This window comes from Burkholderia sp. Se-20378 (genome assembly GCF_017104665.1).
Lineage (GTDB): Bacteria > Pseudomonadota > Gammaproteobacteria > Burkholderiales > Burkholderiaceae > Burkholderia > Burkholderia lata.
This window is the reverse complement of the sequence record NZ_JAAGPG010000157.1, coordinates 1-15954: the sequence shown is the minus strand read 5'-3', so window position 1 is coordinate 15954 and position 15954 is coordinate 1. Positions and strand designations below refer to the sequence as shown.

Sequence of the window (15954 nt, the reverse complement as noted above, 5' to 3'; positions counted from 1 at the left end):
CGCGCCGTCGCGCGGCAGCCACGCGAACGCGAGTGCGCAGGTCGCGGCCGCGATCGGCAACATCGCAAAGAAGATCGCGCGCCACGACCCGCGATCGACGATGGCCCCGCCGATCGCAGGCGACAACGCGGGCACGAGCAGCGCGACCATCATCACGACCGACGTGAGCCGAGCCCGCGCCTGTGGCGGATACGCGCGATAGGCCATGGTCTGCCCGACCGGGATCAGCAACCCGCCGCCGAGCCCCTGGACCAGCCGCCACGCGAGCAGGGCTTCGATCGACGGTGACGCGCCGACGCCGGCACTGCCCAGCCCGAACAGCAGCAACGATGCGGCGAACACGCGCCGCTCGCCGCAGCGGCGCGCAAGCCACGTGCCGAACGGAATCACGACGGTCAGGCCGAGCACATACATGTTGCCGACCCACGCAAGCTGCGCGACCGACGCATGCAGTTCGCGCTGCAGCGCCGGATACGCGGCGTTCAGCATGAACATGTTCGCGAGATCGATCGCGAAGCCGAGCAGGTAGACGGCGGCGATTCTGGAGCGGTCGGGCATGGCGGCGGAAACATCACGAAACGCCGCAGTGTAGAAGCCGGCAGGCGCATCCGTAAGCGGCGGGATTCGACGAGTCCCGTCGAAATTTTTTGACAATCGGCTCGGGCCGCGACAACGCCGCGCGTCCGTTGCAATGCACCGCACACCGCACGCGTGCCGCACATTCGGGTACCCTTCGAGCGATCCAACGCCTAGACAGGACCCACGCCCCAACCATGGTGAGCCTCGATCGTTTCGCCGTCTTCCGTGCCGTGGTCGAAGCCGGTTCGTTCACGGCCGCCGCAACCGCGCTGAACCAGGCGCGTGCGGCCGTCAGCTTCAACGTGAAGCAACTCGAAGCCGAGCTCGGCGTCACGCTGCTCACGCGGACGACCCGGCGTGTCGAGCTGACCGACGCCGGCGAGCGCTTCTACCAGCGCTGCCTGCGCGTGCTCGAAGAAGCCGAAGGCGCGATCGACGAAGTGCGCGGCGAGCATGGCGGAATGCAGGGCATCCTGCGCGTGACGTCGACGGTCGAGTATGCGGCGCGCGTCCTCGCACCAATGCTGCATGCGTTCACCGCGCAGCATCCCGCCTTGCGCGTGCGGCTCGAAACGCACACGTCGCAGGCCGATCTCGTGCGCGACCGCTTCGACGTCGCGATCCGGCTTGGACGCCACGAGCACTTTCGCGACCTGCCCTATCGCGGCGTCTGCCTTGCCACCTATGACGTGCTCGCCGTGATGGCGCCCGACCTGCCTGCGAAGGCCGGGTTCCCGCCGCCGGCGTCGCCCGGCGACCTGGCCCGCCTGCCGCAGCTCGGCCACAGCCGGCTCGAGCGAATCGCCGAATGGACGCTCACCGATCGCGCGGGCAACGAACATGCCTTTCGACCGGCGACGAAGCCTCACGTCGTCGTCGACAACGCATCGGTGTTGAGTGAACTGGCGCGCCAGGGCAGCGGCGTCGCGCTACTGCCGGAATGGCTCGTGCGCGCCGATCTCGACAGCGGCGCACTGGTCGATGCACTGCCCGCGTACCGGTTTCCGCAGCAGAACGTCTACGCGCTGTATGTCGCGACGCGACACGTACCGCAGAAGGTACGCGCGTGGGTGGATTTCATGAAGGTGCAGTTGCAGCATGGACGCCAAGCGCCGCTAGCGTGCGTCACCGCACGCTAGCGGCCCGCATCGGGGCCGGGCGTACAAACGCGCCGGCTCCCGTTACCGCGCTTTCGGTACCAGGCAGTCAGTGCGGCTGCCCGTGCTGCGTGACCGTCGCATCGACGGCCTCGACCGAACGCGTCAGCCACGGCCCGATGTCCATCTCATCGTAGCGCACGAGCCGGCTCTTGCGCGCACGGCGATACGCCCACCAGATCGCGACGAACAACGGAATCCACACGTAGATCGACAGCACTTCCATCCAGTCGATGCGGGCCGCGAAGAACGCCTGGTAATCCTGCCCGAGCGAAATCACGATGCAGATCGCGATCGCGAACAGCGGCCCGAACGGAAACCATTTCGCGCGGTACGGCAGTTGATCGAGCCGGTAACCCTGCTTCAGGAACCCCTTGCGGAACCGGTAATGGCAGACCGCGATGCCGAGCCACGCGATGAAGCCCGTGATGCCGACCGTATTCAGCAGCCACAGATAGATGCCCTGGTTGTTGGTCAGCGACGTGAGGAAGCACAGCCCGCCGACGGCCATCGTCGCGTACAGCGCATTGCGGGGCACGCCGCCCGGCGACAGCGTCGCGAACATCGCCGGCGCACGCCCTTCCGCCGCGAGGTTGTACAGCATCCGCGTGGCCGCATAGGTGCCGGAATTGCCGGCCGACAGCACGGCCGTCAGGATCACGAGATTCATTGCGCCGGCCGCGAGCCGGAAACCCGCGTGGCTGAACACCAGCGTGAACGGGCTCACGCCGATGTCGGTCACGTCGCTCTTGAGCAGATTCGGGTCGGTGTACGGCACCAGCAGGCCGATCACGAAGATCGCGAACACGTAGAACAGCATGATCCGCCAGAAGATCTGCTTCACCGCGCGCGGAATCGTCTTGCGCGGGTTTTCCGACTCACCGGCCGTGATCCCGACCAGCTCCGTGCCGAGAAACGAGAAGCCCGCGATCAGCGCGACGCTCATCATCGCGTGCACGCCGCCGACGAACGGCGCATCGCCCGTCGTGAAGTTGCGCAAGCCGACCGGATGCCCGTTCCCGATCAGGCCGGCCGCGATCAGCAGCCCGGCCGCGATGAACGCGACCACGGTGACGACCTTGATCAGCGAGAACCAGTATTCCGATTCGCCGAAGCCGCGCACCGACAGCGTGTTCAGCAGGAAGATCAGCACGAGGAAGCCCGCGCCCCACCAGATGCCGGGTATGGTCGGAAACCAGTAGCGCATCACGATCTGCGCGGCGACCAGCTCGATCGCGATCGTCACGGCCCAGCTGTACCAGTAGGTCCAGCCGAGCGCGACGCCGAAACCTTCGTCGACGTACTTCTCGCCGTAGATCGCAAACGAGCCCGATACCGGCATCAGCGCGGCCATCTCGCCGAGGCCCGTGACGACGAAGTACACCATCAGCCCGATCGCGATATACGCGGCGATCGCACCGCCCGGCCCCGCCTGCGCGACCGACGCACCCGATGCGACGAACAGCCCCGTGCCGATCGAGCCGCCGATCGCGATCATCGCGATGTGGCGGCCCTGCAGACGGCGCTTCAGCGTCGTTCCGGACGGTGCGGCCGTCTCCGCTGCCGCTTGCAAAGCATCCATAGTGTTCACCCTGATTGGATTCTGGCCTGACGATTTGATTCGGAATGCAAATCGTCAGGTCGGGTCATTCGCATCGAAGCCGGCCCTTTCCGGCCCGCCGCATCACACGACGCTGCGCTTGATCGCCTGCAGTTCGGCCGTCGTCACGATCTTCTCGATCCGGAACCGCGGGCTCTCCAGCCACACGTTCGCGATCCGCCGGTACTCGTCGAGATCCTCGCACGCGAGCCGCACGAGAAAATCGAACGTGCCGCTGACGAGCCAGCAATCGAGCACGGCCGGATTCGCCCGCATTTCGTCCTCGAACGGCGCCTGCGAACGCCCGTGGTCGGCCAGCGTGACCTGCGCGATCACGACGATCGGCTTGGTCGCGCGCGGCGCCTTGATCACTGCGCGGTACCCTTCGATCACGCCGAGCGCCTCGAGCCGCTCCACGCGCGCCTGGCACGGCCGCGGCGTGAGGTTCACGAGCTCCGACAGCTTCCGGTAGGAAATCCGCCCGTCGGTGCGCAGGATGTCGAGGATCCGGAGATCGATCTTGTCGAGCTGCATCTTCTTGTCGGTCATCCGCGTTCGCTCCGGTCGGGTCGTGGCTGGTGCGCGGAACGTCTCCTGTTCCGCGCGGGGGCCACATTATCCGGCCGAAGCGGCCGCGCGCCAATCGGCTAGAACCGCAGCGACAGGCAGGTCAGGCCGCCGTCCATCTTGCGGAACTCGCTCGTATCGATCACGTGCAGCGGCAGCCCGAGCGACGCGATCGCGTCGTGCACGCGCGGATAGCCGGCCGGCGTGATCAGCGTGCCGTTCACGCGCAGCGTGTTGCCCGCGTATTCGTCGGCGGCCGAAATCGCGATCCGGCGATAGTCGGCGAATGCCGGATGCGCGGCCAGCGCTTCGGTCACGAGCAGCGTGTCGTCGCCGAGCGCGTTGACGACCGATTTGAGATGCAGGCCGGCGCCCACCGGCACCGCGACGACCGAATAGCCGTAGCGCGACACCAGCGAGTCGAATGCGGCGATGCCTTCGGCGTCGGTACGGCCCGTCAGGCCGATGTAGAAGCGCTTGCCGACCTGCATCACGTCACCGCCGTCGAGTCGGCCGTCCTGCATCGGCAGCAAGTCGCGATGCGCGGCCAGCGCCGCTTCGATATGCGCCGTCTCGCCACGCCGCGCGGGCGCACCGGGGCGCGTGATCACCGCGAATTCCGGCGTCACGACCGCGGTGTCCTCGACGAAGTGCGAATCGGGGAACGCGTCCAGCGGCGGCAGTTCGGTCAGCTCGACGCCGAGCGTGCGCAGCGCGTCGCAGTATGCGTGGAACTGGGTGAGCGTCTTGTCGTAATCGGGTGCGCCGAGTTCGGCGGTGGTCAGGCCCGCGCCACAGGACGGCGCGGGGCGGCGAACGATCGCTTGCGTGAATTGCATCGACTCCTCCATGGTCAGCGCCACACCCGTGCGGCACACGGGGCGGCTGCGTTGTGTCTGGACCATTATCGGAAGCCAAATTGCGCAATTCGCGTCGATTTCAGCGGCGCCGACAGCCGATTGCGTCGAATTGCACGCGGTATGCAGCGGATTCGGCAAACGGCCGCTCACTGCCCGGCGAACGGCCGCGTTCGCCTGCGGCGCGCCTGCTACACGCCCGGCCCGAACCCCATCTGCGAACGGCCGAGTGCGGTGAGATCGCCCTCCCCGCCGCGCCCGTCGAATTCGACCTCGAAATGATCGGCCGGGAAATCGGGCGGGCTCTCGCCGCGCAGGAACGCGGCCCGCTGGCGCTGCAGGTACGCGTCGTTCTTCGCGCAACCGGGCGCGGCCGCGATGTACATCACGTTGCTGTCGCCGCTGCCGCGATGCGCATCCTCGACCGCGTGCACGACGTCGCCGTGCCAGAACACCGCGTCGCCCGGCTCCATGTGCGGGATCGGCACCAGCGCGTCGAGCAGCAGCGCGTGCCATTCGGGCCGGATCGACAACGCACGGCCCGGACGCGCGCCGCACAGGTCGTCGTCGGCGACATCGTCCTGCAGCGCGCGCAGCACGACGTAGGCCATCGCGTTCGCGACCGGGATCAACTGCAGCGTGCCGTCGCCGGGCCCCTGCGGCGTCAGTGCCGTCCAGCCCTGGAACGTGCGGAACATCGAGCACACGGCCGGCGACGGGATCTCCTCGACGTCCGGACGGAACGCCGCATCGAACGGGTCGTAATCGCGCCAGCGGCCGGCCAGCACATGACGGTAGACCTGCCGGAAATTCGCGCCGAGCCAGCGTTCGACGGAACCGCCGTCGACGTGCGGCGACAGCCCGAGCGACGTCGAGCCGGGCGGGCGGCGACGAATCCGGTCCGCATAGGCCGGCACCTGCTCGGGATCGAAGTGCGTGCGCCCGCCGCCCGCGTGCCGCCACAGGCGGTTCAGGAACACGCGCGCCTGGGTCAGCGCAGGCGACTGGCGCGCAGCCACCTGCGGCTTCGACCAGTAGACGCCGTAGATCTGCGGCTTGCCCGACGCGAGGTTGCCGAAATAGCGGTCCTCAGCGCGTGCGTGCAGGCGGTCGGCGAAGCGGTTCACGTCCAGATAGGCGCCGATCTCGTCATTCCAGTCGCGCGCCTGCCGCGCATCGAATACGCCACGGATCACGACCGCGCCATGCGTGCGGATCGCAGCCATCGCTTGCGGATCGACGGCCCCGCCCGCGATGTCCGCGAACGGCACCACCGGAATCACGTCATGGCCATGCGCATGCGCACGCCGGATCGCGTCGACCTGGCGCGCGATATCGCCCTCCAGTTCGCGAAACGTGGCCGCGTAATTGGGCAGGTCGGCGCGCAGCCCCCTTTTCGCGTCGCGAATGGCGGCAGGCAGGTCGTCAATCGTCAGTTGCATCGTGGTCTCCTCGCTGACAGGTGTCGTGATGTGCTGTCAGCGTAAGGCCGATGCTCGGCCGGCATCACCACTATCCAGCCAACTATCGATATAATCCGGACACCGTGCGTCACGCCGGACGGTGGCAGACCACGCACAGCTTGTTGCCGTCCGGATCGCGGAAATAGGCGCCGTAGTAGTCGCGGTGATAGTCCGGCCGCAGGCCCGGCGGCCCTTCGCAGGTGCCGCCGTGACGCAGCGCGAGCGCGTGGCAGCGATCGACCTGCGCGCGGGTCGGCGCATCGAACGCGATCGTGTGGCCATTGCCCGGTTCGGGCGCGCGGCCGTCGAGCGGCTGGCCGAAGAAGAACAGCGGCCGGTCGGTGTCGGCCGGCATCCAGCCCGACCAGCCGTCCGGTTCGCGGAATTTCAGGCGCAACCCCAGTTCCGCGAATAGCGGCGCGTAGAAATCGTAGGCGCGCGCGGTGTCGGTCACCCCCACGCAAACATGTGAAAACATGGCATCGCTCCGTCGTGACGATCGCTCACGATCATGCCACGGCGCGATGCCGGCGCTCACCCGGAGGCCGCCATGAAACCGCAGTACGAGCACGTGACGTTCGCCCCCGGCTGTTCGATCCGCGTCTATCATCGCCAGCTCGCACGCATCCCGTTCGAGTGGCATCGCCATCCCGAATACGAGCTGACGCTGACGCTCAACAGCCGCGGCCGGCGCTTCATCGGCGATCACGTCGCGCACTACGCGGACGACGATCTGGTGCTCGTGCCGCCCAACCTGCCGCATACCTGGTCGTCGAACGCGCGCATCGATCGCGAGGCGCCCGAAGTCGCGCTCGTCATCTGGTTCGACGGCGACTGGGCGCGGCGGCTGGCCGACTGTTGCCCCGAATACGCGCCGCTGCGCTCACTGCTGAGGCGCGCCGCACCGGGCCTGCGCTTCGATGCGGCAGCCGCCCGCGCGATGCGCGCACGGTTGCCGCAGTTGCTCGATCCGTCGCCACGCATACGGCTCGCGGCCGCGCTCGACACGCTCGCCGGTCTCGCGGAAGCCGGCGGCGAGCCGCTCGCCACCGCGCACGCGTACGGTCGGGCTGACGGCACGACGCCACACACCGACACTGCCGCCCCCGAAGCCGAACGCCTCGATCGCGTACTCGACGCGATCGACCGGCACTTCCACGAACCGCTGCGCATCGACGCGCTCGCCGCCGCTGCGCACATGTCCGAACGCACTTTGCAGCGGCTGTTCGTCCGGCATCTCGGCGAAAGTGTCGGCCGCTACGTGCAGCGGCTGCGGCTCGCACACGCGTGCCGCCATCTCGTCGGCACCGACTGGCCGATCGCGACCGTGGGCGCGCGCTGCGGCATTCCGAATGCCGCGAATTTCAACCGCCAGTTCCTCGCCGCGCGCGGGATGACACCCGGCGCATACCGGCAGTTCTTCGTGCAGCACGGCCACGCGCCCGCACTCGACACGCGTCCGCCGTCGCTTGAGCGCCGCGCCGGCCCGGGCGAACCCCGGCCGCACAAATGAAAACACCCCGACGGGATGACCCGTCGGGGTGTCGTGGCGTTGCGATCGCCCGACGCGAGCGGCCTGCCGGCCGTTCGCGCGGCGCACGACTTAACGTGCGTTGAGCGGCTTCGCTTCGCGCGGCGTATCGCCGATGAACAGCTGACGCGGACGGCCGATCTTCTGTTCCGGATCGCCGATCATTTCGTTCCACTGTGCGATCCAGCCGACCGTACGTGCCATCGCGAAGATACACGTGAACATCGACGTCGGGATGCCCAGCGCGCGCTGAACGATGCCCGAGTAGAAGTCGACGTTCGGGTACAGCTTGCGCGACACGAAGTATTCGTCTTCCAGCGCGATCTTCTCGAGCTGCATCGCGAGCTTGAACAGCGGGTCGTCGTGCAGGCCCAGTTCGTTCAGCACTTCGTAGCACGTTTCGCGCATCAGCTTCGCACGCGGGTCGTAGTTCTTGTACACGCGGTGACCGAAGCCCATCAGCTTCACGCCCGAATTCTTGTCCTTCACCTGCTTGATGAATTCGGGGATGTTGTCCGGCGAACCGATCTGCTCGAGCATGTTCAGTGCGGCTTCGTTCGCACCACCGTGCGCCGGGCCCCACAGACATGCGATACCAGCCGCGATACAGGCGAACGGGTTCGCGCCCGACGAGCCGGCCAGACGGACGGTCGACGTCGATGCGTTCTGCTCGTGGTCTGCGTGCAGGATCAGGATACGGTCGAGTGCGCGGACGAGCACGTCGTTGACCTTGTACTCTTCGCACGGGTTCGAGAACATCATGTGCATGAAGTTCGCGCTGTACGACAGCGAGTTCTTCGGGTACACGAACGGCTGACCGATGCTGTACTTGTATGCCATCGCGACGAGCGTCGGCAGCTTCGCGATCATGCGGATCGCCGACACTTCACGGTGACGCGGATCGTTGATGTCGAGCGAGTCGTGGTAGAACGCGGACAGCGCGCCGACTGCAGCGACCAGGATCGCCATCGGGTGCGCGTCGCGACGGAAGCCACGGAAGAAGAAGTGCATCTGCTCGTGCACCATCGTGTGCTTCGTGACGGTATCGACGAATTCCTTCTTCTGCGCTGCGTTCGGCAGTTCACCCTTCAGCAGCAGGTAGCAGCTTTCGAGGAAGTCCGCGTTTTGCGCGAGGTTGTCGATCGGGTAGCCACGGTACAGCAGCTCGCCCTTGTCGCCGTCGATGTACGTGATCGCCGAATTACAAGCTGCCGTCGACATGAAGCCCGGGTCGTACGTGAACTTGCCGGTCTGGCCGTACAGCTTGCGGATGTCGATTACGTCCGGGCCCATCGTGCCCTTGTAGATCGGCAGTTCGACGCTCGGCGAGTTGTCGCTGAACGATAGCGTGGCTTTAACATCAGACGGAGTCATGGCACATCCTCAATCGAAATAAAGAAACGGGATTCGATAACGGGCGTAACGCGTTACACGTTGCGCAGCATCTCCAACAGCCGGTGAATGTCCGGGCTGTCTAGGTCGCCTTCTGGTTCCTTGCGCGCGAGGAGCAAGTCCATCAGGTCGTTGTCGCTCAGATCGAGCAGGCGCGACAACGCGCCTACGTCTGCATCGGTGAGGTCATGCTCGTATCTGCTGAAGAAACGCTCGAAAATGATGTCGTTTTCCAGCAGACCCCGTCGCGCACGCCAGCGGAGGCGTGCGCGACGGTGCGGGTCGGATTGATGCGAATCGCTCATCTCGACTTAAACAGCGCGGCGGACCATCAGTTCCTTGATCTTGCCGATCGCCTTCGTCGGGTTCAGGCCCTTCGGGCAAACGTCGACGCAGTTCATGATCGTGTGGCAACGGAACAGACGGTACGGGTCTTCCAGGTTGTCGAGACGCTCGCCGGTGGCGGTGTCGCGGCTGTCCGCGATGAAGCGGTAAGCCTGCAGCAGGCCGGCCGGGCCGACGAACTTGTCCGGGTTCCACCAGAAGCTCGGGCACGACGTCGAGCAGCTCGCGCACAGAATGCACTCGTACACGCCGTCGAGCTCGTCGCGCTCTTCCGGCGACTGGAGGCGTTCCTTCTCCGGCGGCGGCGCGTCGTTGATCAGGTACGGCTTGATCGAGTGGTACTGGTTGAAGAAGTGCGTCATGTCGACGATCAGGTCACGCACGACTGGCAGGCCCGGCAGCGGACGCAGCACGATCTTCTGCGGCAGGTCGTTCAGGTTCGTCAGGCACGCGAGACCGTTCTTGCCGTTGATGTTCATCGCGTCCGAACCGCACACGCCTTCACGGCACGAACGGCGGAACGACAGCGTCTCGTCCACTGCCTTCAGCTTCACCAGTGCGTCGAGCAGCATGCGCTCGTGCTCGAGCTCGAGTTCGTACGTCTGCATGCGCGGCGCTGCGTCCTTGTCCGGATCGTAGCGGTAGACTTCAAAAATGCGTTTTGCCATTTCGGATTCCTTTGACTCGGCTTAGAACGTGCGCGGCTTCGGCGGCACGGATTCGACCGTCAGCGGCTTCATTTGAACCGGCTTGTAGTCGAGGCGATCGCCTTCGCTGTACCACAGCGTGTGGCGCAGCCAGTTCTCGTCGTCGCGGTGTTCGTAGTCGCTGTGGGCGTGTGCGCCACGGCTTTCCTTGCGCGCTTCCGCCGACACCATCGTTGCGCGAGCAACTTCGATCAGGTTCTCCAGCTCGAGCGCTTCGACGCGCGCGGTGTTGAACACTTTCGACTTGTCCTTCAGGTGGATGTTTTCCACGCGCGACGCCAGGCCGGCCATCTGCTCGACGCCTTCCTTCAGCAGCGCCGACGTGCGGAACACGCCTGCATGCTTCTGCATCGTTGCGCGGATGTCGTTCGCGACGTCCTGCGTGTACTCACCCGAGGTCGACTTGTCGAGCTTCGCCAGGCGTGCCAGCGAGAATTCGCCTGCATCGGCCGGCAGCGGCTTGTGTTCCTTCTGGTTCTTCACGTGCTCGACGATGTGGTTGCCGGCCGCACGGCCGAACACCACGAGGTCCAGCAGCGAGTTCGTGCCGAGGCGGTTCGCGCCGTGCACGGACACGCACGAGCACTCGCCCACTGCGTAGAAGCCGTTGACCGGATCCTTGTGACCGCCACGCGTCGTGCCGACGACCTGGCCGTGGATGTTGGTCGGGATGCCGCCCATCTGGTAGTGGATCGTCGGGACGACCGGGATCGGTTCCTTGATCGCGTCGACGTTCGCGAACTTCAGCGCGATTTCGCGGATCGACGGCAGACGCTTCATGATCGTCTCGGCGCCGATGTGCGACAGGTCGAGCAGCACGTGATCCTTGTTCGGACCCACGCCGCGGCCTTCCTTGATTTCCTGGTCCATCGAACGCGACACGAAGTCACGCGGCGCCAGATCCTTCAGCGTCGGTGCGTAGCGCTCCATGAAGCGCTCGCCGTTCGCGTTGCGCAGGATACCGCCTTCGCCGCGCACGCCTTCGGTGATCAGCACGCCCGCGCCGGCCACGCCGGTCGGGTGGAACTGCCAGAACTCCATGTCCTGCAGCGCGATGCCCGAACGCGCAGCCATGCCGAGGCCGTCGCCGGTGTTGATGAACGCGTTGGTCGATGCCGCGAAGATCCGGCCTGCGCCGCCCGTCGCGAACAGCGTCGTCTTGCCTTCCATGATGTAGACGTCACCCGTCTCCATCTCGAGGGCCGTCACGCCGAGCACGTCGCCTTCCGCGTCGCGGATCAGGTCGAGCGCCATCCATTCGACGAAGAACTGCGTCTTCGCTTCGACGTTCTGCTGGTACAGCGTGTGCAGCAGCGCGTGACCGGTACGGTCGGCGGCCGCGCATGCGCGCTGGACCGGCTTCTCGCCGTAGTTCGCGGTATGGCCGCCGAACGGGCGCTGGTAGATCGTGCCGTCCGCGTTACGGTCGAACGGCATGCCGAAGTGCTCGAGTTCGTACACGACGTTCGGCGCTTCACGGCACATGAATTCGATCGCGTCCTGGTCGCCGAGCCAGTCGGAGCCCTTGATCGTGTCGTAGAAGTGGAAGTGCCAGTTGTCTTCGCTCATGTTGCCGAGCGACGCACCGATACCACCCTGCGCGGCCACCGTGTGCGAACGCGTCGGGAACACCTTCGACAGCACGCCGACCGACAGGCCCGCGCGCGACAGTTGCAGCGCTGCGCGCAAGCCGGAGCCGCCCGCGCCGACGATCACCACGTCGAACTTGCGGCGCGGGAGGTTAGTTTTGATTGCAGCCATTCTTTACACTCTCCAGAGAATCTGCGCGGCGTAGCCCGCACATGCGAGCAGCCAGACGATGGTCAGCGATTGCAGCAGCAGGCGCACACCGACGGGCTTCACGTAGTCCATCCAGATGTCGCGCACGCCGACCCATGCGTGGTAGAAGAGGGAAAGCAGCATCACGAAGGTGGCGAGCTTCATCCATTGCGCGGCGAAGATCGATGCCCAGCCTTCATACGAGAAATCGTGCGCGCCGAAGAACAGGACGAGCAGAATGACCGTGTAGACCGCCATGATCGTGGCGGTAACGCGCTGCGCAAGCCAGTCGCGCAGGCCGTAATGTGCGCCGACGACGAGGCGCTTCGAGCCGATTCGGTTATTGGCTGCCATTTTCTTAGAATGCTCCGAACAGTTTGAGTGCCATGGCGATCGTCAGGGCGATCGAGACGACAAAGACGACGACTGCCGTCCGCTTGCCGCCTTCCTTCGTGACGGCGTCGTGGTTGACGTCCATCAGCAGGTGGCGAATGCCGGCGCAGAAATGGTGGAAGAAGGCCCACGACAGTGCGAGGACGATCAGCTTGACGATGATGTTGGAGAGGAAAGCCTTGAATACTTCGAAGCTGAGCTCGGACGTGAGGCTCTGGTCGAAGAGGAACAGCAGGAACGGCAGGAACAAGAACAGCAGCGCGCCGCTGACTCGATGGAGAATCGACAATATCGCTGCCAGCGGCATGCGATATTTCATCGTGATATCGCCGAATCCGATGTTCCGGTATTCCGGCCTCGGCTTTCTTACTGCATCAGTCATGCTAGACCCCTACTATGTTGTCACACTAATCCGCGATTTTAGCGCCTTTTTATATCGCGCTGCAGCGAAAGTCTGCTCTGGATAGTTGCGCGAACAAGAACAAAGGCGGCCCGAAACGTGCTTCGCGAACGTGGGGAACGCGAACGCACTCGGCTTGAGCCGATACACCGTCAGCTCAAGTCATTCTGATAGTAGTACCCGGTTGTGACATACCAGCCGCGACGCACTTCCACCGGCCGGTCTCCGTATGTATAGGACACGCGCTCGACCGACAGCAAAGGAAAACCTGCCGGCACGTGCAGCAGGTCGGCCACCGCCGGCTCCGCCGCCACCGCGCGGATCTTTTCCGTCGCGCGGATCATCCGCGTGCCGAACTCCGTCTCGAACATCGCGTAGAGCGGCCCCTTGTACTCGCTCAGCCGCTCGAACGTAAGCCCGCGGAACATCGCGCCCGGCAGCCAGATCTCGTCGAGCACCGTCACTTCGTTCTCGAATTCCAGCAGGCGGCGCACCTGCACGACGGGATCGGCCGGCTTCAGGTCGAGCTGCCGCGCGATCTCGGCCGGCGCGCGCAGGCGCCGGCATTCGAGCAGGCGGCTCACGTGCGGATGCTCGGCACCGTCGTCGGCCAGCAGCCGCAGGAAGCGGAACTGCGCGCGATCCTCATTGTGCGTTGCAACAAAAGTACCCTTGCCCTGCCGCCGGACCACGAGGTTTTCGGCGGCCAGCTCGTCGATCGCCTTGCGGACGGTGCCCTGGCTGACCTTGTAGCGGGCCGCGAGCTCCACCTCGCTCGGGATGATCTCGCCCGGCTTCCACTCACCGGTTTCGAGACTTTGCGTGATTAATGACTTAATCTGCTGGTATAACGGGCTGAACGTCGGCGACGGAGCAGCCGCAGGCGAAGATGCGGGATCGCTCGCGCCCGGCTGCCCTGGGCCGCCTGCGCCGGTCTGATTCGCGGTATTCGCCTGGTTCGATGTCATGGCGCGCATTTCATCACAAACCGCACTTTTAAGTCCACTCAATTTCCGCAAAACATCTGTCTTATATAAGACATATGATACCGTTTGACTTTGAGCGAGACGGCTCCTACACTCCGGGTCGAGCAAGGGTTCGCGGGTGCAAAAGCGCGTCCCCGGCTACGTGCCACGGCCGTCTCCAGGTTCACCGCGTCTGCCGTCGCGAGTCCTCCGCCCTGCTTCAATGCAACACTCCGCACAACGCGCATAGAATGGCGTTTTCGCGAGTGTCCAACGCTTTACCCGTCCTGGAGATTTTCAATGGCTAAGCCCGCAAAGCGTGTTGCCGTCACCGGCGCCGCAGGTCAAATCGCTTACTCCCTGCTGTTCCGCATCGCGAACGGCGACCTGCTCGGCAAGGACCAGCCGGTCATCCTGCAACTGCTCGACCTCCCGCAAGCCCAAGGCGCCGTCAAAGGCGTCGTGATGGAACTCGACGATTGCGCGTTCCCGCTGCTGTCGGGCGTCGTGATCACCGATGATCCGAAGGTCGCATTCAAGGATGCCGACGTCGCACTGCTGGTCGGCGCACGTCCGCGCTCGAAGGGCATGGAGCGCAAGGACCTGCTGTCGGCAAACGCCGAAATCTTCACGGTTCAGGGCGCTGCGCTGAACGAAGTCGCAAGCCGCGACGTGAAGGTGCTGGTCGTCGGCAACCCGGCGAACACGAACGCCTACATCGCGATGAAGTCGGCACCGGATCTGCCGAAGAAGAACTTCACGGCCATGCTGCGCCTCGACCACAACCGCGCGCTGTCGCAGCTCGCAGCGAAGTCGGGCAAGCCGGTCGCATCGATCGAGAAGCTCGCCGTGTGGGGCAACCACTCGCCGACGATGTACCCCGACTTCCGCTTCGCGACCGCCGAAGGCGAATCGCTGCTGAAGCTGATCAACGACGACGTGTGGAACCGCGACACGTTCATCCCGACCGTCGGCAAGCGCGGCGCGGCGATCATCGAAGCGCGCGGCCTGTCGTCGGCAGCGTCGGCAGCGAACGCAGCGATCGACCACGTGCGTGACTGGGTCCTCGGCACGAACGGCAAGTGGGTCACGATGGGCATCCCGTCGGACGGCTCGTACGGCATCCCCGAAGACATCATCTACGGCGTGCCGGTCGTTTGCGAAAACGGCGAGTACAAGCGCATCGAAGGCCTCGAAATCGACGCGTTCTCGCGCGAGAAGATGGACGGCACGCTGGCCGAGCTGCTCGAAGAGCGCGATGGCGTCGCCCACCTGCTGAAGAACTAAGCATCACGCGTATTGCCGGGCGGCCCTCGGGCAGCCCGGTTTCGGCCCGGGCCGGCATGCCGCCGGCCCGGCCGCCCGATCCGATCCGCGCACGTTTTGCCGCCCCGCGCCCGCCGCGCACCGGCCCAGAACGCGCCCGAATCCGATTTTCTCCACGTTGACCCGCTTCCCTGACGTAGACGAGATGGCCGCGCTCACTCCTGCACAAGTGCTGTACGACGGGGCGTCCCCGCCCGCGATCCTGCCCTGCTGTGATCACTACGCGGGCAGCGAAAAGCTGATGCGCAAGTCGCTCGCGCTGCAGGCCGAGCTGGGCCCCGTGTTCGACATCACGCTCGACTGCGAAGACGGTGCGGCCGTCGGCCAGGAAGCCGCGCATGCGGCACTCGTCACCGACATCCTCGGCAGCGACGAGAACCGCTTCGGCCGCGTCGGCGTCCGTATCCACGACTTCTCCCACCCGCACTGGCGCGACGACGTGCGCACCGTGCTGCGTGCGTCGCGCGCCCCCGCCTACATCACGCTCCCGAAGATCGCGAGTGCCGCCGACGCAGCCGAAATGACCGCGTTCATCGAAGGCACGCGCCGCGAGCTGGGCATCGCGCAGGCGATTCCGGTCGACGTGCTGGTCGAGACGCACGGCGCGCTCGCGCATGCGGCCGCCCTCGCCGCGCTGCCGACGGTCGGCACGCTGAGCTTCGGGCTGATGGATTTCGTCTCCGCGCACCATGGCGCGATTCCCGATTCCGCGATGCGCTCGCCCGGCCAGTTCGAGCACCCGCTCGTGCGCCGCGCGAAGCTGGAAATCGCCGCGGCGTGCCACGCGCACGGCAAGACGCCGTCGCACAACGTGACGACCGAGGTGCGCGACATGAGCGTCGTCGCCGCCGATGCACGCCGGGCGCGCGACGAATTCGCCTTCACGCGGATGG

At 65.6% G+C, this 15954-nt stretch carries 17 protein-coding genes; 4 read left to right on the top strand and 13 right to left on the bottom strand.

The features are described 5' to 3' along the window. The coding region (locus G3N93_RS18125) for an MFS transporter (protein ID WP_206133642.1) at positions 1–558 on the bottom strand (558 nt) is incomplete at its 3' end. A 215-nt stretch (positions 559–773) separates the two neighbouring features. Between G3N93_RS18125 and G3N93_RS18120 the strand changes: the two genes are divergently transcribed. After that, positions 774–1718 (top strand): LysR family transcriptional regulator, encoded by a 945-nt coding sequence (locus tag G3N93_RS18120; RefSeq protein WP_174937118.1) that lies wholly within the window; start codon positions 774–776, stop codon positions 1716–1718. 67 nt (positions 1719–1785) lie between these two features. On the opposite strand, the gene G3N93_RS18115 is transcribed toward G3N93_RS18120, so the two are convergent. The 5 genes from G3N93_RS18115 to G3N93_RS18095 all read right to left on the bottom strand — a co-directional run bounded on the left by G3N93_RS18115 (position 1786) and on the right by G3N93_RS18095 (position 6701). Beyond that, the gene (locus G3N93_RS18115; RefSeq protein WP_206133641.1) at positions 1786–3318 is read right to left on the bottom strand and encodes an amino acid permease; all 1533 of its coding nucleotides are present in this window, start codon (positions 3316–3318) and stop codon (positions 1786–1788) included. A gap of 102 nt (positions 3319–3420) precedes the next feature. After that, positions 3421–3885, bottom strand: coding sequence for an Lrp/AsnC family transcriptional regulator (locus G3N93_RS18110; RefSeq protein ID WP_174937114.1), 465 nt, complete (start codon positions 3883–3885; stop codon positions 3421–3423). Positions 3886–3983: 98 nt separating this feature from the next. Then, on the bottom strand, positions 3984–4742 hold the full coding sequence (locus G3N93_RS18105; protein ID WP_174937112.1) for a dimethylarginine dimethylaminohydrolase family protein: 759 nt from the start codon (positions 4740–4742) through the stop codon (positions 3984–3986). A 209-nt stretch (positions 4743–4951) separates the two neighbouring features. Further along, positions 4952–6202 (bottom strand): DUF1479 domain-containing protein, encoded by a 1251-nt coding sequence (locus tag G3N93_RS18100; RefSeq protein WP_206133640.1) that lies wholly within the window; start codon positions 6200–6202, stop codon positions 4952–4954. Between the two features lie 109 nt (positions 6203–6311). Next, the gene (locus G3N93_RS18095) at positions 6312–6701 is read right to left on the bottom strand and encodes a VOC family protein (protein ID WP_174937109.1); all 390 of its coding nucleotides are present in this window, start codon (positions 6699–6701) and stop codon (positions 6312–6314) included. A gap of 72 nt (positions 6702–6773) precedes the next feature. Here G3N93_RS18095 and G3N93_RS18090 point away from each other — a divergent pair, with 72 nt between their 5' ends. Further along, positions 6774–7736 carry an AraC family transcriptional regulator gene (locus G3N93_RS18090; RefSeq protein WP_206133639.1) on the top strand — a complete coding sequence of 321 codons (963 nt, stop codon included), beginning with the start codon at positions 6774–6776 and terminating at the stop codon, positions 7734–7736. A 90-nt stretch (positions 7737–7826) separates the two neighbouring features. Here the strand turns inward: G3N93_RS18090 and gltA are convergent, their stop codons facing one another. The 7 genes from gltA to G3N93_RS18055 form a co-directional block, all read right to left on the bottom strand. Next, positions 7827–9128, bottom strand: coding sequence for a citrate synthase (gene gltA, locus G3N93_RS18085; protein WP_011355741.1), 1302 nt, complete (start codon positions 9126–9128; stop codon positions 7827–7829). Between the two features lie 53 nt (positions 9129–9181). Continuing rightward, positions 9182–9451, bottom strand: a complete 270-nt coding sequence (locus G3N93_RS18080) for a succinate dehydrogenase assembly factor 2 (RefSeq protein ID WP_039358259.1) — start codon at positions 9449–9451, stop codon at positions 9182–9184. A 6-nt stretch (positions 9452–9457) separates the two neighbouring features. Beyond that, a complete protein-coding gene (locus G3N93_RS18075) occupies positions 9458–10159 on the bottom strand; it encodes a succinate dehydrogenase iron-sulfur subunit (RefSeq protein WP_011355743.1) in 702 nt (233 codons plus the stop codon). A 21-nt stretch (positions 10160–10180) separates the two neighbouring features. Continuing rightward, a complete protein-coding gene (gene sdhA / locus G3N93_RS18070; RefSeq protein WP_174937105.1) occupies positions 10181–11959 on the bottom strand; it encodes a succinate dehydrogenase flavoprotein subunit in 1779 nt (592 codons plus the stop codon). 3 nt (positions 11960–11962) lie between these two features. After that, the gene (gene sdhD, locus G3N93_RS18065) at positions 11963–12331 is read right to left on the bottom strand and encodes a succinate dehydrogenase, hydrophobic membrane anchor protein (RefSeq protein WP_006487767.1); all 369 of its coding nucleotides are present in this window, start codon (positions 12329–12331) and stop codon (positions 11963–11965) included. 4 nt (positions 12332–12335) lie between these two features. Continuing rightward, on the bottom strand, positions 12336–12752 hold the full coding sequence (gene sdhC / locus G3N93_RS18060; protein ID WP_034185792.1) for a succinate dehydrogenase, cytochrome b556 subunit: 417 nt from the start codon (positions 12750–12752) through the stop codon (positions 12336–12338). A gap of 170 nt (positions 12753–12922) precedes the next feature. Then, entirely contained in the window at positions 12923–13747 is an 825-nt protein-coding gene (locus G3N93_RS18055) for a GntR family transcriptional regulator (protein ID WP_011355747.1), read from the bottom strand. A gap of 288 nt (positions 13748–14035) precedes the next feature. Here G3N93_RS18055 and G3N93_RS18050 point away from each other — a divergent pair, with 288 nt between their 5' ends. Both G3N93_RS18050 and G3N93_RS18045 read left to right on the top strand, forming a co-directional pair. Beyond that, entirely contained in the window at positions 14036–15022 is a 987-nt protein-coding gene (locus tag G3N93_RS18050) for a malate dehydrogenase (RefSeq protein WP_011355748.1), read from the top strand. Positions 15023–15206: 184 nt separating this feature from the next. Continuing rightward, positions 15207–15954 (top strand): aldolase/citrate lyase family protein (locus tag G3N93_RS18045; protein WP_206133638.1); only part of this gene is annotated, 748 nt, incomplete at its 3' end.